Genomic DNA, 23,023 nt, shown 5'->3' with positions numbered 1-23,023 from the left:
CCGCCAATACGCCTGCCAAAGGCTGTGCGCCCCCCATTCCTCCGAGCCCTGCGGTCAGGATCCATTTCCCGCGCAAATCTCCGCCGTAATGCTGGCGCCCTGCTTCAGCAAAGGTTTCAAACGTGCCCTGTACGATGCCTTGCGCACCAATGTATATCCACGACCCCGCAGTCATCTGGCCGTACATCATCAGTCCGGCTTTATCGAGCTCATGGAAATGATCCCAGGTGGCCCAGTGCGGCACCAGGTTGGAGTTTGCGATTAACACACGCGGCGCGTCAGCATGGGTGCGGAAAATCCCCACCGGCTTACCGGATTGCACCAGCAATGTTTCATCGGCTTTCAAGGTGCGTAATGAGGCGAGGATCTGCTCGAAACACGCCCAGTTACGCGCCGCCTTGCCGATCCCGCCATACACCACCAGATCCTCAGGGCGTTCGGCGACATCCGGGTCAAGATTGTTTTGGATCATGCGGTAAGCCGCTTCAATCAACCAGTTTTCACAATGTAAGGTGCTGCCATGGGGCGCGCGTACCGTGCGGGCTACCGCCTGTTTTACAGATTCAGTCATCATAGCTCCCGGCATCAGGCCGATGTAGAAGGAAACAGTTGGGTAACGACAGCAGGCAGCTCACCACTAGCCCCCCACTGGCGCATGCTTTCAATATCAGGAGCCAGTAAGCGATCTTTATCGAGGAATGCGACGCGCTGGCGTATGCCGCTAAAGACTTGCTCCATTAATGGCGAACTGCGTAGCGGACGCGAAAACTCAACCCCCTGAGCGGCAGCCATTGCTTCAATGCCCACCACAGCGGCAGTGTTAAAGCACATGTCACCCAGGCGGCGTGCCGCGTAGGTTGCCATAGAAACGTGATCTTCCTGGTTTGCCGAGGTGGGCAGGCTGTCGACACTGCCTGGATGTGCCAGAGATTTGTTCTCAGAGGCCAGTGCTGCGGCCGTGACTTGCGCAATCATAAACCCAGAGTTGATCCCGCCCTCTTTCACCAGGAATGGTGGCAAGCCAGAAAGCCCGGTATCCAACATCAATGCCAGACGGCGCTCGGAAATCGCACCAATCTCGGCGATAGCCAGCGCGATGATATCGGCGGCGAACGCCACCGGTTCGGCATGGAAATTCCCACCAGAAATGACCTCACCCGTTTCACTAAATACCAGCGGATTATCAGATGCCGCGTTGGCCTCAATTTGCAGGACACGTGCCGCATGGCGCAGGTTATCCAGGCACGCGCCCATCACCTGCGGTACACAACGAATGGAATACGGATCTTGCACGCGTCCGCAATGCTGATGGGAATCAACAATTTCACTGTCAGCTAATAGCGCTCTGACGACTGCTGCGACATCAATCTGCCCAGTTTGCCCACGCGCTTCATGAATACGTGCATCAAATGGTTTTACAGAACCTTTAATCGCTTCGAGCGATAACGCACCGGCTACCAAGCCTGCGCCAAAGACTTTTTCGCCTTCAAACAGGCCACGCAGCGCAAGCGCTGTGGAAACTTGAGTACCGTTGAGTAACGCCAGTCCCTCTTTTGGCCCGAGCACTAGCGGCTCGACACCTGCCATTTTTAGCCCCTCGACGGCGGGCACCTCTTCGCCGTTAATACGCACATTCCCTTCGCCCAACAACATCAACGAAAGATGTGCCAGCGGTGCGAGGTCGCCCGATGCGCCAACCGAGCCCTTTTCCGGGATAACAGGCATCACACCGGCATTGAACAGACGCAACAAACTGTCGATAACGTTCATCCGCACGCCAGAATGACCCCGCGCAAGGCTAATGACTTTGCTGGCCATGACCAGGCGCACCACATCGTCTGGCAGCGGTTTTCCAAGCCCGACGCTGTGTGACAGCACCAGATTACGTTGCAGTTCTGCCAAATGTTCTTTTGCTATGGTGGTTTGTGCCAGTTTGCCAAAACCCGTATTAATGCCGTAAACCACATCGCCATGATTGACGATGGCTTCAACGGTTTGTTGCGCCTTTTTAACCGCTTCAATGGCCTGTGGATCAAGACTCAGCGTAACGGTTCCATGGTAGATATCACGGAGTGTGGCGAGCGTTACGCGCCCTGGAGTAAGACAGCAAAGCTTTTTTTGCAGCGACATAGTGACATCCTGATGGCATCAATTTGTATGAACGTATAGGGTCGTATATACAACTTAACTAATAAACCAAAAGGACCGCCAGCAGGTCATAGGTTATTTTTATTGAACAGTGAGCGAGATCGCGCTTTGGCTGAAAATGGGGGGCTCAACTGATCGGCGTCAACGGGATATGTGAGAGGGGTGACGGTAGCCCGGTTGTTCTATCCGGGCTCACGTTATCAACGAGTGGGGTGTTTTATCGGCAAGTCATCACAGATAGGTAATTTCGCTAAACAGCAATTTCCCTTCAGACTTCAGTAAACGCAAGGTGTGACGGCCTTCTTGCCACCAGGCACCTTGCTCTGGTGTAAGCAGTTTTTCACCCAGTTGCCACTCACCGCTGAGCACATAAATAATGCCGCCACGCGGTGCGAAAGTAGTAAACGTGCGGTCAGCAACCCGGACTTTGGCACGGCATCGGTCACGATGGGTCATGAGATTAAAATCCATCGACATCCCTTGTTTCAGCTCCGCTTTAACCGTGTAATCTCCAGCAAAGGCAAACGGTTGAAAGTGCTTGAGGGTATGACGGAACGCCTTTCCGGCATCCAAAACCACTTCCCCACCTTCGAGCAGCGTGATAACCCTGTCGACCTGTGGGAAAGCGGTAAACTCGCCGCTACTGGCGATAGAAGCGATACTCGCACGCCAATTGAAATCACGCGTTGCAGGCGGAAAGCAGCAAATTTCACGGGTTTCTCCGGCCCCGTTACGCCACAAGCTGACGGGTACTTTCCGTATATCAAAAAATTCCATCACCACTCCTGAAGGGTGCGCATCACCTGCGCAAACTGTGTATTGCTTTGTTCATCGAGGGGATGCTGTCGGTGAGAAATCACCTGTTTTCCTGCAACCCACACGTCTCTTATTTGTTCGCTTCGACCGCTAAATATCCAGCGATTTAGCAGCGCGTAATCTTCTATATTTGCCAACCATGAATCACGTTCGAGGACTAACCAGTCAGCACGTTGACCCGCAGCTATCATCCCCATCGCTACACCGCATGCCTGTGCCCCACCCACGGCGGCCTGACGCCAGAGTACTTCCCCAACCTGTGGCAGTTCGGGTAACACGATACGATTTCGGCGACGATCCCGTAGGCGCTGCGCGTATTCAAGCCAGCGTAATTCTTCCAGCGCACTGACTGATACATGGCTGTCTGAACCAATTCCCCAATGACCGCCTTGGGCGATGAAATTCGTCGCCGGGAAAATACCATCACCGAGATTCGCCTCCGTGGTCGGACACAAACCGGCCACCGCGCGGCTTTCAACAATTTGGGTTAACTCTTCCGCCGATAAATGCGTGGCGTGAACCAGGCACCAGCGGTCATCGACCGCAAAGCGGTTAAACAGCCATTCCACCGGGCGTTCACCGCTCCATGCCACGCAATCATTCACTTCTTTTTCTTGCTCAGAAATATGGATATGCACCGGTAAGCGGTAGTCGCTTGCTTCGAGAACATCTTCCATTTGCTCTTGTGTCACCGCCCGCAATGAATGGAAACACAGGCCGTGATTAATACGCGGATAGCGACGCAGTGCGATGCTCAACGCTTGTTGTTGGCGTAAATATCGGTCAACATTCTGAATAAATCTTTTCTGCCCAGCCTGCGGTGGCTGTGCTCCAAAACCCGCGTGGCTATACAGCACCGGCAATAAAGTTTGCCCTATTCCGCTGTTATCGGCAGCAAGAAACAATTGCTGTAGCATCAAATCGCCTGACGCATACGGTTTTCCGTTAACGTCATGATGTAAATAATGAAATTCAGCGACCTGAGTGTAACCGCCCTTAAGCATATCAATATATAAATGCGTGGCAATCGCGCCGACTTGCTCTGGGGATAATTTCTGTACCATGCGGTACATCATGTCGCGCCACGTCCAGAAACTGTCCTGTGGGTCACCCGCCACTTCGGTCAGCCCCGCCATCACCCGCTGAAAAGCATGTGAGTGTAAATTCGACATTGAAGGAATCACGATGCCCGTGAGCAGCGTGGCATTCTCCCCAGAAGCACCAACATCCACACGCGTAATCGTCCCTTGTTCATTGACGGTAATACGCACGTTGTGCCCCCAACCTTGCGGGAGCATCACAGCAGGAGCAAAAAATGCTCGCATAGTTTTAATTCCTTCTTTTGCGATGCCAATGATTTAGCGATTAATTGGGTGTAACGCAAACCAAATTTTAAACCTCGTCATCGTTTGCCAAAAAATTGTGTGGCAGACGACAAAATGATGCTTTGTCCAGGTCTTTGGACTTGGTGGAGTTGCTCAACGATCAATGCTGCGCTAGGTTATAGTCAATTGTCTATACAACCTGACGTGGAGAATGTCATGACCTACCCTCACACCTGCGACAGCCTGTGGAGTGGCGCTTCGCTTGTCACGATGAAAGATGGGCACTACCACACGATTGAGGATGGCGTTATCGCGGTGCATCAAGGGAAAATTGTCTGGCTGGGGGAACGCGGCGAACTCCCCGAGATCACGGCGCGGGAACATCATCATTTTGATGGTGGAATTGTGACCCCTGGTTTTATCGATTGCCACACCCATCTGGTGTTTGGTGGTGACCGCAGCACTGAATTTGAAATGCGTTTAAACGGTGTGAGTTATGCGGAAATTGCAGCACTTGGGGGCGGTATTCTCTCCACTGTTCGCCACACACGCGAAGCCTGCGAAGATGAACTGTTGAATTCTGCTCGTTATCGCCTGCACCAACTGTTGCAAGAAGGGGTAACGACTGTCGAAATTAAGTCCGGTTACGGGCTGGATATCGACAACGAAATCAAAATGCTGCGCGTTATTCGTAGGCTTGGCGAAACGCTACCCGTTGAAGTGTACGCCACCTGTCTTGCGGCACATGCCATCCCACCGGAGTTCAGCGGTGATGGCGACAAATGGGTTAACGTGGTGTGCGAACAGTTGCTACCGCGTGTCGCAAACGAAAAACTTGCGGATGCGGTGGATGCGTTTTGCGAGCATCTGGCGTTTAGCCCCGCACAAACTGAAACCGTTTTTGCTGCCGCTCGCGCGTTAGGCATACCCGTAAAACTCCACGCCGAACAACTTTCCGCGCTTGCTGGCAGCAGCCTGGCGGCGCGTTACCAGGCGTTGTCCGCCGATCATCTGGAATATGCAACGGCTGCTGATGCGCAGGCGATGGCCGCAGCAAACACCGTTGCAGTGCTGCTGCCTGGGGCGTTTTATCTGTTGCGTGAAAAGCAACAACCTCCTGTCGCCTCATTCCGCCAATATGGCGTGCCGATGGCGGTCGCCAGTGATATGAACCCCGGCACATCCCCGGCTCTCTCATTACGTTTAATGCTGAATATGGCCTGTACCCTGTTTGGTTTAACGCCTGAAGAAGCGCTGGCAGGAGTAACGTTGCATGCCGCGCAGGCTCTGGGGATCCGTGAAAGTCACGGTAGCCTTGAATGCGGGAAAGTTGCAAACTTTGTGCATTGGCCCGTGGCACGTCCCGCAGAACTGGTCTATTGGTTAGGGGGGCAATTACCCTGCACCGTGATTTATCAGGGAGAGAAACGTGACAGCACCTTTTAATTTCATCCGTGGGAAACTGCCGCTCCTTATCAGTATTCCCCACGCAGGCACGGCTTTAACGCCAGAAGTTGAGTCGGCGTTAAGCGATGCAGCAAAGCCATTGCCGGATACCGACTGGCATATCCCGAAACTTTATGATTTCGCAACCGACCTTGGCGCAAGTGTGATTGTCGGTAATTATTCACGCATGGTTATCGATTTAAACCGCCCTGCCGACGACAAACCGCTCTATACCACTGCCACCACGGGGCTGTATCCCGAAACATTGTTTGATGGAACAGCGGTTTTCATCCCAGGTAAAGAACCGAGCCCAGCGCAACGTAAAGCGGTGCTGGACAATATCTGGCAGCCATATCATCTGCAATTGCAAACCGAACTGGAAAGAATGAAAGCCGAGCATGGCTACGCGCTGCTGTTCGATGCGCATTCTATTGCCAGCCAGATCCCGCGTTTGTTTGAGGGGAAATTACCTGATCTCAATTTCGGCACCAACAGTGGCAAGAGTTGCGATGAGCTGATTGAAGAGCATCTGGTGGCGTGTGCGGCGTCGCAGAAGCAATTTAGCTGGGTGGCGAATGGGCGCTTTAAAGGTGGCTATATTACGCGCGCTTACGGGCAACCCGCGCAAGGAGTTCACGCTGTTCAACTGGAACTGGCACAATGTCATTATATGGATGAGCAAGCGCCATTTGCCTGGCGTAGTGAGCGGGCAGAAAAACTGCAACCGTTGCTCGAGGAGCTTATCCGTTCGATGCTGGCGAGCGCCCAGCAGATTGCATAAACGCTGAATCTTGGCAATGGTGGATGACGCCCTTCGGGCCGCTGCTCGCCCAACACACCTGCAGCTCGAAGTATGACGGGTAAAAGAAAACCGCCGGTTCTGCCCACTGCGAAAACGCATTGTGAACAAAACCGGCGGTCTTAAGTCAGTCGATCAGTTATTCCTGATCAGCAGGCATTTTACCTTCATGTTGAGGACGTTCTGTCAGACGCTTCTCAAAATTGGCATTAAATTGTTTTTTCTGCTCAGGCGTCAGAATGTTGTAGATTTTATTCTGTGCTTCCATACGCGCCATCATACGAGCTTTGTTCTGCTCGGCCATTTTATCTACTTGTGCTTGTGCTTTGGCCTTGTCGAAGCTGTCGCTGGCGATGATGTCGTGCGCTGCACGACGTTCTTCAACTGAAGGGCGCTCCATTTTACTGTGCTGTTCTTTCATGATGTCGCGCACTTGCTGTTTCTGTGCGTCAGTCAGGTTCAGGTCTTTAAACATCATGTCATGCATGCCGCCACGCATCCCTTTATGGTGCATCATCGGCGCATCAGTTTTTGCATCGGTAGTGGTCGCGGTCGTAGTGGTGTCAGCCGCATGTGCCAGATTTGCCGCGCCCAGAGCCAGAGTTGAAGCAACAAACAGAGCTGTTAATTTACGCATATTATTATCCTTCATCATAATTTGGATTTTTCTGCGACGGTTATGCCGCGTTGACGAAATTAAGTTTACGGGGTTATGCGTCAAGTAATAGTGCGCATAGGTAAAGCATTGAAAGGGTAAAAAACAAAATTTCAGCAATTATGGAGATAATAAGAATAATTCAGGTAGGAATTGCAACAAAATATAACAAGATGATGATTTTAAAGAAATTATGTAGAGAGTGTAGCGTAATTATAAAGCTGAATAAAGCATCGAATAAGAATTATCTGGATATAGCCATCATACATAACGCTGCAATTTTGTTGATGGCATCCACAAATATTACCCCGTCATATTTCACGCAGCATTAAACCCGCACGCAATCCCGTTGCGACATTAGGGTTAGGGAATAAAACAAACTCGATATCCTCTTTTACCACGTAACGAGTGTCACCATCTTCGGCCAGCAATGTGCCTTTCGGGAAGGCGGTAAAATTTTGCGTTTGCGCCGACATATGCAACACAAAGTCATCGCTGTGACGCGTTATCTGTTGCGCTACTTCATAGCGTAGCGGTTGGCTTTCAGCACACGGCGAAGTTTCACCGCTCAGCAGTGCCTGTAACGCCTGTCGGGTCACTTCGAACTGGCTGAGGTCGTTCTCACCAAAGGGTTGTGCTTTGCCCAACTCCAGCGTGCAACTGAGCGCATTGAAGTGTTCGCTGCTGAAATGGGTGAAAGTCCCACCTGGTGCCTGATGAAACACCAACGCCTGTAAACCGGCGCAGCCTAGCCATGAGAGAAACGCCTCATCGTAAGGCAGTGCACGCGCGGGTAGCACGCCAAATCGAGGGTGATACGAGCTGCGAATCGCGGTGTGCATATCCAGATGCCAGCATGTTGTCTCTTCACTCTCTGCCAGAAACAGATCTAAAGCATGTTCAAGACGACAGGCACGTTGAGTTTCAATGCTTTCCGGGAACTGCTGCCAGCCTCCCCCAAACATACGATTCATATCGCTATGCTGATAACGCTGGTTGCTACGCAAGGCCGCAGGATTGCCGAGGATCACTAATACCCGCCATTGCAAGGCTAACTCACCAACCAAAAGGCTATCGACTATCTGCGCGAGTATCTCTACTGGTGCCGTTTCGTTACCGTGGATCCCTGCCGACAACACCAGCGTCTTTTCCACGGCTTGATGAGGAATCAAGGTCACAATCCCTTCATCCCACCATTGCCACCGCAGATGCACATTCTCACCTGCAGTTTGAGTCGGCACTTTCCCTGCCAGGGTTTGCGCCAAAAAATCCAACATTGTACCTCCAGCCAGAACCTCGCCAGTAGACGTTATCGATGCCGTCATTTTGGTCACGGACAGTGCGCAAAATGACAAATCAGATAGTCTACTGACAGGTTCCTAGTGTTGAAATGGATAGATAGAACCTAAGTCTAGTATACGCGTCAGTTCGTCAAGTGCTTCACGCCCTTCTCTGAGCAATTGCGGGTCGGCTAGATCTGCCTGAGTTAACTGGTCACGATACCAGCTATCTACCCAATTATTGAGTGTGACAAACAGTGTGTCGTTCATCATTACCGCTGGGTTTAGCGCGTGTAGTTCTGTTTCGTTTAGCACCACACGCAGGCGCAAACACGCCGGCCCACCGCCATTTGCCATGCTTTCACGCAGATCAAACACTTTCAGCTCACTGATTGGGTTATCTGCTGCCAGCACCTCATTGAGATAACCCCATACGCCTGCATGCTGGCGTGATTCTTCCGGTAGCACCAGGGTCATGCTGCCATCGTCACGGCTGAGTAACTGGCTATTAAACAGGTAGGTGCCAACGGCATCGGTAACTGAAACTTTGCTCGCTGGGACTTCAATAGCTGTAAAACCTGGCACTCTTTCACGTAACTGCGCATACAGCGCCTGTTGATGCAAAAAAGCCTGCTCGTGGCAGAACAGCACCTGGCGATTAGATACGGCAATCACATCATTGTGAAAAACCCCCTGGTCGATAACTGCGGGGTTTTGTTGGGCATAAACCAGTAAATCGGGGTTAACCTGGTTAAGCCTTGCTACAGCCTGGCTTGCTTCGAGTGTCTGGCGTGCCGGATATCGCGCCGGAACCAATCCGGCTTTTGCCTCTTCTCGTCCATAAACAAACAGTTGGGTTGATGGCTCACCGTATGCCCCCCCAAGGCGGTTATGGTTTGCTGCCCCTTCGTCGCCAAACATCGCCACTTGCGGCAATGCCGAGTGCACAGAAAAATGCTGCTCATTACGGAAGATGGCTCGCAACACGTTCTCCGTCGTCGGTGCTTCGCTTGCACGGTGGAATTTGTTGTTAAGATTCGCCACCGTGAAATGCACTTTGCCATCTAAACTGTCAGCCGACGGGCAGACTGTCGCGGCGTTCGCCACCCACATAGAAGAAGCGGAGCTCACCGCCGACAGCAATTGCGGCGCTTGTTTTGCCACCCGTTCCACAATTTGCGCATCGGTGCCACTAAAACCCAACTGGCGCAGCAGGGGAATGTTGGGTCTTTCTTGCGGCGCAATAACCCCTTGTGCAAACCCGGCATCCGCCAGCGCTTTCATCTTCAGCAAGCCTTGTTTAGCGGCAAGCTTAGGGTTAGAGACGCGGAACTGATGTTTGGTAGACGCCTCGTTGCCAAAAGAGAGCCCAGCGTAATGGTGGGTTAACCCCACCAGCCCATCGAAATTGACTTCACGCGTTTTCATGGTTATTCCTCACGGCTGAAATCAAGCCCTGGGCTCAGGGTGGCAGGCAGTGGGAATGATGGGCTTTCCAGGGTCGCCATAGGCCACGCGCAGTAATCAGCCGCATACCAGGCACTGGCGCGATGGTTGCCTGATGCACCTACCCCACCGAAGGGGGCTGCACTTGATGCACCGGTGAGCGGTTTATTCCAGTTAACAATCCCGGCTCGCGCTTCAAGTAAGAGTTGGTCGAACTGCTTACGATGTGGCGAAATCAGTCCACTTGCCAGGCCGTAACGGGTGTCATTGGCCATAGCAATGGCCTGCTCGAAATCGGTATAACGGTAAACCGTCAGCAACGGGCCAAAGATTTCTTCATCCGGCACATTCGCCACACCGGTTAATTCCACGATGCCCGGCGTCAGTAATGATGAACCGGCTTTGATAAGTTTTGGTTCAAGCAAGGCTTTTCCACCGCGAGCGATATGTTCCTGCCAGCCCGTCAGCACGCGTTCTGCGGCTTGCACCGAAATCAGCCCGCCGATAAACGGCTGTGGCACCGCATCCCACGCGTCAGGGCGAATCCGCGCAGCCACTTCAACCAGACGATTTAAAAACGCATCGCCCTGAGCGCCTTGTTTGACCAGCAAACGACGCGCACACGTACAACGCTGCCCTGCGGTGACAAACGCCGACTGAATCACCAGATGCACTGCTCCATCGATATCTTCAGGTTCTTCGACGATAAGCGGGTTGTTGCCACCCATTTCGAGGGCGAGGATTTTCTCCGGCTGCCCAGCAAACTGGCGGTGGAGTTGATAACCGGTGTTGGCGCTACCGGTAAACAACAAACCGTCCAGCGTCGGTTGTTGCGCTAGCGCCTGTCCGGTTTCGCGTCCGCCCTGCACCAGGTTCAACACGCCATCTGGCACGCCTGCCTGCTGCCAGAGTTTCATCACCTGTTCGCCAATCAACGGCGTGAGTTCGCTGGGTTTAAAGACAATCGTGTTGCCCGCCAACAGGCCAGGAACGATGTGGCCGTTCGGTAAGTGCCCAGGGAAATTGTACGGGCCAAAGACCGCTAACACTCCGTGCGGGCGGTGGCGTAAAGTTGCCGCACCATCAGGCATCTCGGTGTGTGTTTCGCCAGTGCGAGTGTGGTAAGCCTTAACCGAAATGGCGATTTTGTTGATCATCGCCGTGATTTCGGTTGCTGCCTCCCAACGTGGTTTACCGGTTTCCTGGGAAATAGTGACGGTCAAAGCGTCTTTATTGGCTTCTAGCAAGGTTGCGAACTTTTCAACCATTGCCTGGCGCTGTGCGAATGGGCGTTTTGCCCACCCAGGAAATGCGGCACGCGCCGCATCACACGCTTGCCCGACTTGCTGCGCATCCGCCGCAATACCTTCCCACAGCAAATCGCCGTTGACTGGATTGTGCTTTTGTAGTGCTTCGCCGTGCCCGGAAAGCCATTGTCCATTAATCCACTGAGTCATACTTTTTTCTCCTCGGGGCACAAACGCACCAAACGGACTTTATCGCCAGTGCTGCATTTCAGGGCATCAGCGGTTTTGGCATCGATAACCAGCCGCTCACCTTTTGGATCTGCCTTAATCAGCATGACGCGAAACTCGTTATATTTTTCATTGGCGACCAGGCACATCGGCAGTTCTTCGGTCGCCGGTTGCCCAATCACTAATTCAACCAAGCGGCTTTTCCGAATCGCGCGTACGCGGTCGATGTCGCACTCCAGTGTTGGCCCACCGTCAAAAATATCCACGTAATTGCGGTAGCGAAAACCTTCAGCTTCAAGCACCGCCCGAGCCGGTGCGGTTTGCGGATGGACTTGACCAATCACCGCCCGTGCTTCTGCTGAGAGGAAATCGGTATAAATAGGATGCTTTGGCATGAGCTCAGCGATAAACGCTTTCTGTCCGGTACCGCACAAATAATCTGCACGGTTAAAATCCATTGAGAAAAAGCGGTTGCCGAGGCTTTCCCAAAACGGAGAATGACCGTGTTCGTCAATGACGCCGCGCATTTCGGCGACCACTTTGTCGTTAAAACGATCGCGGAAAGCGGCCATAAAGAGGAAGCGCGATTTGGACAGCAGGTAACCGTTGCCCTCTTTGCGCCAGTCTGCATCAAGGAACAGCGTGCAAAGCTCACTGCTCCCGGTATGGTCGTGACTGAGAAATAGCGTAGGCAACGCATTGTAAATATTCAGTTCTTTGGATGCATGAACATGCGTGCCGACGTGGTAGTTGTACCAAGGGTCGTTTAGCCCGACGGCGACCTCAATGGCACAAATACCCACCACACGTTCGGTTGAGGTGTCTTCCAGGACAAAAACATAGCCCTGCTCGCCTTTTGGCAGACCACCCTGCCAGGTATGAATTGAGCGTTCGATACGTGCCGACAGCGTTTTTTCATCCGCAGGCAGCGAGGTCAACCCGCCACCTGTTTTACCCGCCAACGCCAGCAGCCCGGATAAATCACCGCGCTCAACCGGACGGATAACCATCATGATTGCTCTCCCGCTAAAAAGCGTTCTACCGCCTGCTCAAAACGATCCAATCCTTTTTGCACTTCGGCTTCACTGACAATTAATGCTGGAGCAAAACGAAGCACATTTGCACCCGCAATCAGCATCATCAAGCCTTCTATCGCTGCCGCCTGTAAGATAAGTTTAGCTTTTCCACTGTACTCTGGTTGCAGTACGCAGCCGATTAACAGCCCCAAACCGCGCACTTCACTAAACAGTTGATGCTTCTGGTTAATCTTGTTCAAACGCTCTACAAACCAGGTATGACGCTGTTTGACACCATTGAGCACTTCCGGCGTATTGATAATTTCCAGCACTCGCCCTGCCACCGCACCCGCCAACGGGTTACCGCCGTAAGTGGTTCCGTGGGTACCCACCACCATCACTTTGGAGAATTTGTCAGTAGTGAGCATTGCACCAATCGGGAAGCCGCCACCTAGCGCTTTCGCGGTAGATAGCACATCCGGGGTGATGCCATAGTGCATATAGGCGTACAGCTCGCCAGTGCGCCCAACACCGGTTTGTACTTCATCGAAAATCAACACCGCATTGTGGCGATCGCACAGTTCGCGCAGGCCTTGCAGGAATGTAGGATCAGCAGGGACTACACCGCCTTCACCCTGTATAGGTTCAACAATCACTGCACAGGTATTTTCATTAATCAGTTCACTGGCAGATTGCAGATCGTTATAAATGGCGTGGCTGATTTGCGGCGGTAGCGGAGCAAAATCTTGTGAATAAGCCGGTTGCCCACCCGCCGAAACGGTGAACAACGTGCGACCATGGAACGCATTTTTGAAGGCGACAATACCGCTTTTCTGCGGGCCATAATTATCGTGCGCATATTTACGTGCCAACTTCAGTGCTGCTTCGTTGGCTTCCGCACCGGAGTTGCAGAAGAAAACTTTGTCGGCAAAGGTGGCATCAATCAGCTGTTTTGCCAGGCGCAGAATCGGCTCGTTCGTGTAGCCATTGCCGGTATGCCAAAATTTAGCCGCCTGCTCTTCCAGCGCTTTGCGCAAATCAGGATTAGCATGGCCGAGGGCATTAACCGCAATCCCGCCCGCAAAATCAATGTAATCTTTGCCTTGCTGATCCCAAAGCGTCGACCCTTCACCACGTACCGGAATAAAAGAAGCTGGGGCATAAACGGGCATCATCCATTCGTCGAAATTCTGGCGGGTAATTGACTGCGACATAGCGACCTCTTCCGGTAAATAAAAAGTTATTCATATGTTAAATAATTGAGTGTTTGCGCTGTAAATGTAGATTGCACGCTTCGTGCCAGCCAGCGAAAAAAATGCATACAGGAGGGGGGGGTTGTTAAATCAATGAGTTATAAATTCATTCCATTCACACAAACTGAATAAATAGTGCATAGTTTTATGGTGGCGTATGGATCGCCGCACGAAAACAAGAAATATTATGCACCGGTAAAATTTAATACTGGATTTGTGATCGATGCTGGGATTTGCACGGTGTTTACGCCCTAAATCGGGGCGGTATGACATATTTTGGTGCAGATTTTGCTGTGTGAAAATTCACAATGGAGGAGTCCCACAGGTCTGTTCTGTAACCTATGTGACCAGTCATACAGTCGCGTTACCCAACAAAGCAGATACGAACGGTGGATGCTGCTGGCGCTTATTCACACGACAAAAAGGTTTACCATCAGTCTCAATTTGACGCTTTTTCTGCTACCATCCTGCAACATTGTTAAGTAACCATGGCAGCGACTTATGAAATTCGTCTCTTTTAATATCAACGGCCTGCGCGCCCGTCCGCATCAACTTGAAGCCATTGTTGAACAACATCAGCCCGACGTTATCGGTTTGCAGGAAACAAAAGTCCATGACGACATGTTCCCGCTCGAAGATGTCGCGAAGCTGGGCTACAACGTCTTTTATCATGGTCAAAAAGGCCATTACGGTGTGGCGTTATTAACCAAAGAGACGCCAATTTCGGTACGTCGTGGTTTCCCCGGTGACGATGAAGAAGCACAGCGCCGCATCATCATGGCTGAAATCCCTTCGCCATTAGGGAATCTGACGGTGATCAACGGTTACTTCCCACAAGGTGAAAGCCGCGACCACCCGACCAAATTCCCGGCAAAAGCAAAGTTCTACCAGGATCTGCAAAACTTCCTCGACAGCGACCTGAAGAAAGACCACCCCGTGCTGATTATGGGGGATGTGAATATCAGTCCAACTGACCTGGATATCGGCATTGGTGATGAGAACCGCAAGCGCTGGTTGCGCACCGGTAAGTGCTCTTTCCTGCCAGAAGAACGTGAATGGATGGACCGCCTGATTAACTGGGGTCTGGTGGATACCTTCCGCCACGCAAACCCAGAAGCACAAGACAAATTCTCGTGGTTTGACTACCGTTCAAAAGGCTTTGATGACAACCGTGGGCTGCGCATCGACCTGCTGCTGGCAAGCCAACCCCTGGCTGAGCGTTGTATTGCAACCGGCATTGATTACGATATTCGCAGTATGGAAAAACCTTCAGACCACGCACCGGTTTGGGCCGAATTTAAGCTGTAAGGAACAAAACCACATCCCATGCGTAAGTTACTGTTTGCCACGCTGGTTGTGGTTTTCGTTCTGCTGATTATCTATCTGCCGCCAGGTAGCCTGGCGGCGCTGCAACACTATCAAGCGCAATTTACTGTCTGGCATCAGCAACATCCACTGCAAACCGCAGTGGTTTTCTTTCTGATTTATGTCGTAGTCACCACCCTTTCCATTCCTGGCGCAACGCTTTTAACATTATTGGCAGGCTCGCAATTTGGACTGGTGCAGGGAACCGTTCTGGTTGCGCTGGCGGCAACCTGTGGCGCGACACTTGCGATGCTGATCAGCCGCTATCTGCTGCGTGATTGGGTACAACAGCGTTTCGCCGCCCCCATGTGGGCGATGAACAAGGGAATGGAACGCGAAGGTTTGTACTATCTTTTTGCTTTACGGCTCACTCCGGTTTTCCCGTTCTTTTTGATTAATTTGCTGATGGGCCTGACGTCCGTCAAAACGCTGCACTATTTTGCCGTTAGCCTTGTCGGGATGTTGCCTGCGATTGTGGTTTATCTCAATGCAGGCCGTGAATTGAGCAAGCTTCGTACCCTTAGCGATATTCTTTCGCCCGGCATGATTGTGATGTTTATTTTGCTGGGCGTGTTGCCGCTGGTGTCACGACGGATTGCCGAGCGATTTCGCACACATTAATTCATTGAGGAATTCACCTTGCGTGGCTTTATTTGCCTGGTTTACACCCTTTTATTCTCGCTATCCTTGAGCGCGAGTTCTTTTGCAGGCACCACTGACTGGCAAACATTACGCCAGCAGGCAAAAGGCCAGACCGTTTATTTCAACGCCTGGGGAGGCGATCCGGCGGTAAATAGTTATCTCGACTGGGTCGCGGGTGAAATGAAGCAGCACTATGGTGTCACGCTCAAAGTCGTCCGCCTGGCGGATGCTGCCGACGCAGTAAAACGCATTCAGAGCGAATACCGCGCCGGGCGCAAAGATAACGGTTCGGTCGACCTGTTGTGGGTCAACGGTGAAAACTTCCATACCCTGAAACAAGCGGGATTGCTAAAAGAAGGCTGGGCATGGGAGTTGCCAAACTGGCGCTATGTCGACCAGAAAAAACCGGTGCGTGAAGATTTCTCGCAACCGACTGAGGGTGCCGAAGCGCCGTGGGGCAGCGCACAGCTGATGTTTATCGGCAACGCACAATCGGGCATGGTTTTCCCGCGTAAAGCGTCGGAACTGTTGGCGTTTGCCAACGCGCACCCTGGCAAACTGAGCTACCCTCGCCCACCTGATTTCACCGGCACGGCGTTTATCGAACAGTTGTTGATTGTGTTGACGGGCAACCCGGAAGCATTGCGTCAACCTCCTACTGCTGCAAACTTGCAGCAGGTCACGGCCCCCCTGTGGGGTTATCTGGATAAACTGCACCCGCTATTGTGGCGCGAAGGCAAAACTTTCCCCACCACACCTGCACGGATGGACCGCATGCTGGCTGAAGGCGAGTTGTTAATGTCGATGACCTTTAATCCCGCGCATGTTGATAATCTTATCGGCCGAAAACAACTGCCCGCGACTGCGCAAGCTTTTGGCTTTGAACAAGGCATGTTGGGCAACGTCCATTTTGTGACGATTCCTGCCAATGCACGCGCCCAGGCTGGCGCACAAGTTCTGGCAAACTTCCTGATGTCACCGCAAGCCCAAATCCGTAAGGCTAACCCCGCAATTTGGGGTGACACCACCATTCTGGATAGCGCAATGCTGCCGCCGTCTTTAGGCGAGCAACTTAATGCCCAAAAACCGGCCCATCTGCAAACGGTGCCGTATCTGGCAGAGCCGCATGCTGCCTGGGTTAATGCGCTGGAAAAAGAGTGGTTACAGCGCTACGGAGCCAAATGAAACCTCGCACGCTGCCCCGTATTTTAGCGTGGCTTGCGGTGGGATGTATTTTTGCGCCGTTACTGCCAGGTTTAGTGATGATGGCCACACCCGCAATGGCTCCAGAAATCTGGCAGGCGCTGTGGGCTGACAACCAGTGGCCAGTTGCTCTACGTGCGACGTTAAACTCAACGGTGATTAGCGTCGCGGGTTCGCAGGCATTGTGCCTGGTCGTGCTTTGCGGCCTGTGGCCAGGGGCTCGCTGGCAGCGCTATACCTCACAACTGCCATTATTATTGGCCTTACCCCACGTCGCATTTGCCAGCGGTTTTTTGTTCTTATTTACCGATAACGGCTGGCTGGCGCGATGGTGTGGCGCATCTTTTCATCTCGATGAAAATGGCATTGGTCTGGGTATTTTACTGGCACTCAAAGAGAGCTGGTTTTTACTCTGGATAGCCAGTACGCAGCTTAATTACCAGACCCTTTCTCAACAACTCACCGTGGCGCAAAGCCTGGGCTATGGCCCGCTGCAAAGCCGCATTCGCGTGCTGGTTCCACAATTGTTGCCACGCCTGAAATGGGCGTTATTGGCGGTGGTGGCCTACAGCTTATCAGTGGTGGATGTGGCGATTATTCTCGGCCCGGCAAACCCACCGACGCTTGCCGTGCTGGCCTGGCGTGGGTTAAACGATACCGACCCGCAACGCGTGGCGATAGGCATGTTAACCTCGCTGTTATTAGTTGGGTTGTTAGGGTTATTTATCGTGCTCGGCTGGAGTTTATGGCGATTGTTGCGCCGCACTTTGGGGCATTTTTCAGGTCGTCGGCATCATTTCAACATCCAGCCGCTGGCATCGGGTTTAGGTTTTATTATGACGGCAACCGGCATCGCGGCGATGGCGATGCTGGCACTGTGGTCATTCGCCGATGGCTGGTTTTACCCGGCTATTTTGCCAGAAGCTTACGCAGTTTCTGGATGGCAGACCGCAGAATTCACCCCATTGGTCACCACACTGTTACTGGCGCTGGCGAGCAGTTTGGCAGGCTTGCTGGTCATTATTGCGTGGCTCGAAGGGGGCAATCCCCGTTTTGATTTGTGGCTTGCACTGCCGCTGTTTTTGCCGGCCTTACCGTTGGTTGCCGGGCAATACCGAATACTGCTGATTGTGCAACAAGACGGCGGCTGGTTCGGCGTTATCTGGAGTCATTTATTGTGGGTTGTGCCCTATATGCTTTTGGTGGCGCGCCCGGCCTGGCAGCAGTTAGATCCCCGTCTGGTGATTACCGCCCGTTCCTTTGGCTGGTCATCGTGGAAAATTTTATGCTGGGTTAAATTGCCGCTGCTGGCACGCCCAATGCTGGCAGCGCTCGCGGTTGGGTTTTCAGTCAGCATCGCGCAGTATTTACCGACGCTTTACGCCGGGGCTGGGCGTTTTACCACAGTCACCACCGAAACCGTAGCGCTGAGCAGCGGGGGCGACCCACAACAGCAGGCGATTCAAGCGTTGTTGCAGATGCTGCTGCCGTCCATCATGTTTATCATCACGCTTCAGGTCAGCCGCCTGATTGGGCGTTATCGACAAGGTTTACGCTAATGCTGTGTGTTCAGAATTGCTCTATTGCCACGGCTTCACGCGCGCTTATCCACGCGATGAATTTCACCGTTGCCCCCGGGGAGGTGCTCACGCTGATGGGGCCATCGGGTGCCGGTAAATCGACGTTTTTAAGCTGGATGATTGGCGCGTTGCCCGCTGAGTTTACCGTTACCGGCGAGTTATGGCTTAACCAGCAACGCCGCGATACGCTACCTACCGAGCGGAGAAATATCGGCATTCTGTTTCAGGATGCGCTGTTGTTTGACCATCTTAACGTTGGGCAAAATCTGTTAATGGCGCTTCCTGCAGCCATTAAAGGTTGCGAACAACGGCAGCATCACATGGAACAGGCGCTGGAAAATGCACAGTTAGCGGGTTATTCCCGCCGCGACCCAGCGACACTTTCTGGCGGGGAACGGGCGCGAATTAGTGTGTTACGGGCATTGTTAGCAAAACCCGAAGCCCTGTTGCTCGACGAGCCTTTCTCGCGTTTGGATCAAACTTTGCGCGAACAATTCCGCCAGTTCGTCTGGCAGCAGATTGAGCTGCAGGCCATTCCGGTGGTGCTGGTCACGCACGATCCGCAGGATATCCCCACAGGTGGAAACATTGTTACGCTCTAGGTTGAATATGCGGTAACGCAAAGAAATATGTGGATGATTGAAGCAATATAACGGCTCTATTTTCTCCATTCAGGTTATAAGATGAAACGTGTTTCTCAACTAACCGCCGCCTTGATGCTATCTGGGTTGGCGCACATGGCTTTCGCCGCAGATAAACCTTCTCAGATGACTTTTTCTACCCTTCAGGCGCAACACGGCATCGTGATTGATACGCGTCCCAGTGCTTTTTATAACGGCTGGCCGCAAACCGTTCACGGTGTTGGCGGTCACGAGCCTGCAGCCCTTAATTTATCGGCCAGTTGGTTAGGCATGATGAATGACGAGCAACTGCAACTGTGGGCAAAACAGCACAGCATTGCACCCGATAGCCTGATTGCACTGTATGGCCAAAGTGATGAGACAAAAGCGGTTAAAGCGCGGCTGTCAAAACTGGGTTATCAGCACATTGCTCTGCTGTCTGATGCCCTGCAACAACCGGCGCGTTTACAGAAAATGGCCCACTTCGAGCAACTTGTTTATCCGCAGTGGCTACATGACCTGATGCAGAATAAAGCCGTGGCGGCACAACCTGCAGGCGAGGTCAAAATCATCGAAGCCGCCTGGGGTGCGCCGAAGCAGTACCTGCTGAGCCATATTCCAGGTGCGGATTACCTCGATACCAACGAGATCGAAAGCGAGCCGTTGTGGAACAAAGTGTCTGACGACAAGCTGAAAGCGGTGTTGGCGAAACACGGTATCCGTCATGACACCCCGGTGATTATGTACGGGCGTGATGTCTATGCTGCGGCGCGTGTCGCACAAATCCTGCTGTATGCGGGTGTGAAAGATGTGCGTCTTCTGGACGGTGGCTGGCAGAGTTGGTCTGACGCTAAATTGCCTGTAGAGCGCGGTTTGCCAAACAATGTTAAACCCGCTGCCGATTTTGGTGCACCATTCCCGGGCCAGCCACAGTTGATGCTCGACACTGAGCAAGCGCGTGGTCTGTTAGGCCGCAAAGATGCGTCGTTGGTCAGTATTCGTTCGTGGCCGGAGTTTATCGGCAGCACGAGCGGCTATAGCTACATCAAGCCAAAAGGTGAGATTGCCGGTGCGCGTTGGGGCCATGCAGGTTCTGACTCAACGCATATGGAAGATTTCCATAACCCGGATGGCACCATGCGTTCTGCTGATGACATCGCCACGATGTGGAAAAGCTGGAATATTACGCCAGATCAGCACGTCGCGTTTTACTGTGGTACCGGCTGGCGTGCCTCAGAAACCTTCATGTATGCCCGTGCAATGGGCTGGCAGAATGTGGGCGTGTACGATGGCGGCTGGTATGAGTGGAGCAGCAATCCGAAGAACCCGGTTGAGACGGGTGAACGTCAGCCTGAGTAAGTTTAGTTAACGCCCCTCGCCCCGACCCTCTCGGTCGGGGCGAGGGTGAGAATGGTTCCATTTAACCAATATTGACAGTCCCACTCCCAATAACAACACCGCCACAACTAATACTGTCCCCTGTTCTGGCTGCCGGAATCCCATCTATAAAAACAGTCCCAGAGCCACTTGAGATAGCGCGAGGATGAGGTGGGTGATTTGGCGGTTTGCTGTGCTCAAATAACGGATCCCCCAAACGGGCTGCAGGTAAACCATCAATAAATACTGTTGGCGAACCAGCAATTATCGGCGTGGAATGAAAACCATCGTGTTCAGTTCCTTGATCATTCAGTTTTGCGGCTAACGGCATAAATATCCTTATTATGGTGAGTGAGACTTTGAGTTTTATTTAATATGACTAGTTTGTTATGGTCACTCTACAGCCGTCTGTCAATATGGCAAGAGAACCTTCCCTTCATCTATTTATTGGCTGTGTTATGTTGAATTCATCACCCCATAAAACATCTATTCATTTGACACTAACGATTCTATAGTGCAAAAAAAATTCGTTTAATTGGGTTGGTAATACCATACAGCCTTGATATAATCACTTTCATTCTTTTTATATAAAACAATAAGCCATTTACTCGAAGAATAACCAGAGTTGATATCTGAAGGACTCACCACTGTATTAATCATATTACCAAAATCATTATCAGATAGCTTATAATACTCATTTTCTTTTATTGGTTTGAAACGTAATGTTTCTATAGGATACACATAATCAATTATCAGCAATGGGTTCTGCCAGCTATAAAATACTTTATAGATACTGTGTTCATTTACAACCGCAGGTATGAGAATGCTATTTTTCGCTACATTAAGATATCTGAAATTATTACTTTCAGAACGCAAGTGGCCATGTTCAGTCCCATCTGAATGTTCACTTTCACATATTTTTTCATCAATAATATTATCACAAAAAAATACGGCACTTGCCTCTACTCTAATTCCACCCTGAAAGTAAGCATAAATTTTTTTCAGGATTTCATTGATATCACTCTGTGCATCATCACATTGGACTTCATTTTCACTGATGTAGTCAGTTAGCTTGTTAAAGCTATCTACACCATTCAAACTTTCTATAGATCTTTTATAGGATGAATATTGTTCGCAATCACCATTACTTATTGTTTTTTTTGCAACAATTGAATCCGCATGACAATCAATAGACAAAGTTATTATGAATAATAAAAAAGACTTTACATAATGCATGTATTCACCCCAAAATCCATTATGTCACCACCGTGATTTCACCCACATACATTCCCTTGGTTCCTGGAATTCTGTGATTAATCAAATAATCGTATACAACATTCCACTTCTCAACGTCATATACTGTCACACAACCTTCAGATAAATTACCAAGATGGATGTAACGCGAACTATTACCTCCTTCCCCATTTAATTCTATAGGAAACCAGATATCATTACACGTTATAACCCCAGGTGAAAATGCCTTTCTGTACCAGTCTGTTGGAGCATTTTTAGCATGTGAGTTGTCAGGAGACATTAGCTTATGAACCCCTGCAGGGATAGGTGAGTAAGAATATTTTGGTGGCCACAAACTATTAAGTGTAACTTTTATGATTGAGCCATTAACATATAAATTTGCGAACTGCTGTATTAAATCACCTTTGAATCTTGAGGTGGTTTTAACTGGTTTCCCGACATATTCTACTTTAATTGAAGCACTTTTTTGCATGGGGCCTTTGCTACTTAAATATTTTAATGCATTTTCTTGCTGCAAACTAATGGTCTGACCTATTAAATTTGATTTATCACTAGCCACTGAGAGATAAAGCCTTCCCTTTTTCTCTCCTTTTACAATAAGCTTCACATTTTCATGAAGAAAATCAAAATCACCGTTGTCTAGCTTTACTTTTAGCCACCCCTCCTCAGTAGCTTTTCGACTATACATTATTTTACCTGTGACAACATGTAAACTACTTGGTCTTGAATTCGACGTTCCACGATTATTCGTTAATGGCATTTTATTACTCCAAGTCTAAATCATATTCAAAAACCAGATATTCTTCCTCAGTAGTTTTTATTCGTTCTGTTTTCCCATCCGGATCGGTTACTCCTCGATATACCACTCCGCTAGTTGTTGTTATTTTATATTTTTGTAATTCGATAGGATTCCCTTCGTCATCTCGAAGTAAAAATTGCTCATCAAACACAGAATCCTCCGGCTCATCCTGTCCTCCAGAGTCATCCCCACCTCCTGAGCCATTTCCACCACCATCACTCCCGTATCCATCCTGCGGTGGCTCATCTGGCGAATTACCATCTTCACCCGTCAGCGCATTCAGCACCGCCGGTAATTGCGTCGGCACCGGATTACCCGGACTACCACCGCTGTTGAGGTTGATTTTCAGCCCGCTGATGTCCACACCACCAGGATGGATGACAATAAATGAGTTGCCCATTTTCAGGGTGATTTTCGTGTCGCTCTGCAGCACAATATCGCCCTGAGCATCAACGCCCAGCGCCCCCGCCACTTTCTGCGCCAGGTCGCCTTTCACCTCCAGGCTGTGGTTACCTTCCACCAGG

20 protein-coding genes and 2 pseudogenes are annotated in these 23,023 nt (G+C 51.1%); 8 read left to right on the top strand and 14 right to left on the bottom strand.

What is annotated here, in order from left to right; translation table 11 throughout:
- The 4 genes and pseudogenes from VJY99_RS09740 to VJY99_RS09725 all read right to left on the bottom strand — a co-directional run.
- Positions 1-571: pseudogene (locus tag VJY99_RS09740) on the bottom strand (urocanate hydratase); the annotation flags it as partial.
- 14 nt (positions 572-585) lie between these two features.
- Entirely contained in the window at positions 586-2,130 is a 1,545-nt protein-coding gene (gene hutH / locus VJY99_RS09735; protein WP_324117850.1) for a histidine ammonia-lyase, read from the bottom strand.
- 249 nt (positions 2,131-2,379) lie between these two features.
- Positions 2,380-2,925, bottom strand: coding sequence for an environmental stress-induced protein Ves (ves, locus tag VJY99_RS09730; protein ID WP_324117849.1), 546 nt, complete (start codon positions 2,923-2,925; stop codon positions 2,380-2,382).
- On the bottom strand, positions 2,925-4,289 hold the full coding sequence (locus VJY99_RS09725) for a formimidoylglutamate deiminase (RefSeq protein ID WP_324117848.1): 1,365 nt from the start codon (positions 4,287-4,289) through the stop codon (positions 2,925-2,927). Before VJY99_RS09725 ends, ves begins: the two co-directional genes overlap by 1 nt.
- A 216-nt stretch (positions 4,290-4,505) precedes the next feature.
- Here VJY99_RS09725 and hutI point away from each other — a divergent pair, with 216 nt between their 5' ends.
- Both hutI and hutG read left to right on the top strand, forming a co-directional pair.
- The gene (gene hutI / locus VJY99_RS09720; RefSeq protein ID WP_324117847.1) at positions 4,506-5,735 is read left to right on the top strand and encodes an imidazolonepropionase; all 1,230 of its coding nucleotides are present in this window, start codon (positions 4,506-4,508) and stop codon (positions 5,733-5,735) included.
- A complete protein-coding gene (gene hutG, locus VJY99_RS09715; protein WP_324117846.1) occupies positions 5,719-6,516 on the top strand; it encodes an N-formylglutamate deformylase in 798 nt (265 codons plus the stop codon). Before hutI ends, hutG begins: the two co-directional genes overlap by 17 nt.
- 157 nt (positions 6,517-6,673) lie before the next feature.
- On the opposite strand, the gene spy is transcribed toward hutG, so the two are convergent.
- From spy to astC, 6 genes are all read right to left on the bottom strand, one after another.
- Positions 6,674-7,171 carry an ATP-independent periplasmic protein-refolding chaperone Spy gene (gene spy, locus VJY99_RS09710; protein ID WP_324117845.1) on the bottom strand — a complete coding sequence of 166 codons (498 nt, stop codon included), beginning with the start codon at positions 7,169-7,171 and terminating at the stop codon, positions 6,674-6,676.
- A gap of 329 nt (positions 7,172-7,500) precedes the next feature.
- Positions 7,501-8,466: a succinylglutamate desuccinylase gene (gene astE, locus VJY99_RS09705; protein ID WP_324117844.1), complete on the bottom strand. Its 966-nt coding sequence runs from the start codon at positions 8,464-8,466 to the stop codon at positions 7,501-7,503.
- Between the two features lie 102 nt (positions 8,467-8,568).
- The gene (gene astB, locus VJY99_RS09700; protein WP_324117843.1) at positions 8,569-9,897 is read right to left on the bottom strand and encodes an N-succinylarginine dihydrolase; all 1,329 of its coding nucleotides are present in this window, start codon (positions 9,895-9,897) and stop codon (positions 8,569-8,571) included.
- 2 nt (positions 9,898-9,899) lie between these two features.
- A complete protein-coding gene (gene astD / locus VJY99_RS09695) occupies positions 9,900-11,372 on the bottom strand; it encodes a succinylglutamate-semialdehyde dehydrogenase (RefSeq protein ID WP_324117842.1) in 1,473 nt (490 codons plus the stop codon).
- Complete coding sequence (gene astA, locus VJY99_RS09690; protein WP_324117841.1) at positions 11,369-12,403, bottom strand: arginine N-succinyltransferase; 1,035 nt, start codon at positions 12,401-12,403, stop codon at positions 11,369-11,371. The genes astD and astA overlap by 4 nt, the downstream gene beginning before the upstream one ends.
- Positions 12,400-13,620 carry a succinylornithine/acetylornithine transaminase gene (astC, locus tag VJY99_RS09685; RefSeq protein ID WP_324117840.1) on the bottom strand — a complete coding sequence of 407 codons (1,221 nt, stop codon included), beginning with the start codon at positions 13,618-13,620 and terminating at the stop codon, positions 12,400-12,402. The genes astA and astC overlap by 4 nt, the downstream gene beginning before the upstream one ends.
- 540 nt (positions 13,621-14,160) lie before the next feature.
- Between astC and xthA the strand changes: the two genes are divergently transcribed.
- From xthA to VJY99_RS09655, 6 genes are all read left to right on the top strand, one after another.
- On the top strand, positions 14,161-14,967 hold the full coding sequence (gene xthA, locus VJY99_RS09680; RefSeq protein ID WP_324117839.1) for an exodeoxyribonuclease III: 807 nt from the start codon (positions 14,161-14,163) through the stop codon (positions 14,965-14,967).
- An 18-nt stretch (positions 14,968-14,985) separates the two neighbouring features.
- On the top strand, positions 14,986-15,645 hold the full coding sequence (locus VJY99_RS09675) for a TVP38/TMEM64 family protein (RefSeq protein ID WP_324117838.1): 660 nt from the start codon (positions 14,986-14,988) through the stop codon (positions 15,643-15,645).
- 18 nt (positions 15,646-15,663) lie between these two features.
- Positions 15,664-16,851, top strand: coding sequence for an ABC transporter substrate-binding protein (locus VJY99_RS09670; RefSeq protein ID WP_324117837.1), 1,188 nt, complete (start codon positions 15,664-15,666; stop codon positions 16,849-16,851).
- Positions 16,848-18,428, top strand: a complete 1,581-nt coding sequence (locus VJY99_RS09665; RefSeq protein WP_324117836.1) for an ABC transporter permease subunit — start codon at positions 16,848-16,850, stop codon at positions 18,426-18,428. The genes VJY99_RS09670 and VJY99_RS09665 overlap by 4 nt, the downstream gene beginning before the upstream one ends.
- Positions 18,428-19,051, top strand: coding sequence for an ATP-binding cassette domain-containing protein (locus VJY99_RS09660; RefSeq protein WP_324117835.1), 624 nt, complete (start codon positions 18,428-18,430; stop codon positions 19,049-19,051). The genes VJY99_RS09665 and VJY99_RS09660 overlap by 1 nt, the downstream gene beginning before the upstream one ends.
- A gap of 81 nt (positions 19,052-19,132) precedes the next feature.
- Entirely contained in the window at positions 19,133-20,428 is a 1,296-nt protein-coding gene (locus tag VJY99_RS09655) for a rhodanese-like domain-containing protein (protein ID WP_324117834.1), read from the top strand.
- 61 nt (positions 20,429-20,489) lie between these two features.
- On the opposite strand, the gene VJY99_RS09650 is transcribed toward VJY99_RS09655, so the two are convergent.
- The 4 genes and pseudogenes from VJY99_RS09650 to VJY99_RS09635 all read right to left on the bottom strand — a co-directional run.
- The gene (locus VJY99_RS09650) at positions 20,490-20,777 is read right to left on the bottom strand and encodes a type VI secretion system PAAR protein (protein ID WP_324117833.1); all 288 of its coding nucleotides are present in this window, start codon (positions 20,775-20,777) and stop codon (positions 20,490-20,492) included.
- A 200-nt stretch (positions 20,778-20,977) separates the two neighbouring features.
- Positions 20,978-21,682, bottom strand: a complete 705-nt coding sequence (locus VJY99_RS09645) for a hypothetical protein (protein WP_324117832.1) — start codon at positions 21,680-21,682, stop codon at positions 20,978-20,980.
- Positions 21,683-21,701: 19 nt separating this feature from the next.
- The gene (locus VJY99_RS09640; RefSeq protein WP_324117831.1) at positions 21,702-22,460 is read right to left on the bottom strand and encodes a hypothetical protein; all 759 of its coding nucleotides are present in this window, start codon (positions 22,458-22,460) and stop codon (positions 21,702-21,704) included.
- 4 nt (positions 22,461-22,464) lie between these two features.
- Positions 22,465-23,023: pseudogene (locus VJY99_RS09635) on the bottom strand (hypothetical protein); the annotation flags it as partial.

The sequence above is a fragment of the Buttiauxella sp. genome (assembly GCF_035271705.1).
Classification (GTDB): domain Bacteria; phylum Pseudomonadota; class Gammaproteobacteria; order Enterobacterales; family Enterobacteriaceae; genus Buttiauxella.
This window is presented reverse-complemented; position numbering and strand designations above follow the sequence as displayed.

What these genes read in the sequence shown, in the direction of transcription:
- hutH (WP_324117850.1), bottom strand. Translation starts at nt 2,130, where the DNA reads ATGTCGCTGCAAAAAAAGCTTTGCTGTCTTACTCCAGGGCGCGTAACG.
- ves (WP_324117849.1), bottom strand. Translation starts at nt 2,925, where the DNA reads ATGGAATTTTTTGATATACGGAAAGTACCCGTCAGCTTGTGGCGTAAC.
- VJY99_RS09725 (WP_324117848.1), bottom strand. Translation starts at nt 4,289, where the DNA reads ATGCGAGCATTTTTTGCTCCTGCTGTGATGCTCCCGCAAGGTTGGGGG.
- hutI (WP_324117847.1), top strand. Translation starts at nt 4,506, where the DNA reads ATGACCTACCCTCACACCTGCGACAGCCTGTGGAGTGGCGCTTCGCTT.
- spy (WP_324117845.1), bottom strand. Translation starts at nt 7,171, where the DNA reads ATGCGTAAATTAACAGCTCTGTTTGTTGCTTCAACTCTGGCTCTGGGC.
- astE (WP_324117844.1), bottom strand. Translation starts at nt 8,466, where the DNA reads ATGTTGGATTTTTTGGCGCAAACCCTGGCAGGGAAAGTGCCGACTCAA.
- astB (WP_324117843.1), bottom strand. Translation starts at nt 9,897, where the DNA reads ATGAAAACGCGTGAAGTCAATTTCGATGGGCTGGTGGGGTTAACCCAC.
- astD (WP_324117842.1), bottom strand. Translation starts at nt 11,372, where the DNA reads ATGACTCAGTGGATTAATGGACAATGGCTTTCCGGGCACGGCGAAGCA.
- astA (WP_324117841.1), bottom strand. Translation starts at nt 12,403, where the DNA reads ATGATGGTTATCCGTCCGGTTGAGCGCGGTGATTTATCCGGGCTGCTG.
- astC (WP_324117840.1), bottom strand. Translation starts at nt 13,620, where the DNA reads ATGTCGCAGTCAATTACCCGCCAGAATTTCGACGAATGGATGATGCCC.
- xthA (WP_324117839.1), top strand. Translation starts at nt 14,161, where the DNA reads ATGAAATTCGTCTCTTTTAATATCAACGGCCTGCGCGCCCGTCCGCAT.
- VJY99_RS09675 (WP_324117838.1), top strand. Translation starts at nt 14,986, where the DNA reads ATGCGTAAGTTACTGTTTGCCACGCTGGTTGTGGTTTTCGTTCTGCTG.
- VJY99_RS09665 (WP_324117836.1), top strand. Translation starts at nt 16,848, where the DNA reads ATGAAACCTCGCACGCTGCCCCGTATTTTAGCGTGGCTTGCGGTGGGA.
- VJY99_RS09660 (WP_324117835.1), top strand. Translation starts at nt 18,428, where the DNA reads ATGCTGTGTGTTCAGAATTGCTCTATTGCCACGGCTTCACGCGCGCTT.
- VJY99_RS09655 (WP_324117834.1), top strand. Translation starts at nt 19,133, where the DNA reads ATGAAACGTGTTTCTCAACTAACCGCCGCCTTGATGCTATCTGGGTTG.
- VJY99_RS09650 (WP_324117833.1), bottom strand. Translation starts at nt 20,777, where the DNA reads ATGCCGTTAGCCGCAAAACTGAATGATCAAGGAACTGAACACGATGGT.
- VJY99_RS09645 (WP_324117832.1), bottom strand. Translation starts at nt 21,682, where the DNA reads ATGCATTATGTAAAGTCTTTTTTATTATTCATAATAACTTTGTCTATT.
- VJY99_RS09640 (WP_324117831.1), bottom strand. Translation starts at nt 22,460, where the DNA reads ATGCCATTAACGAATAATCGTGGAACGTCGAATTCAAGACCAAGTAGT.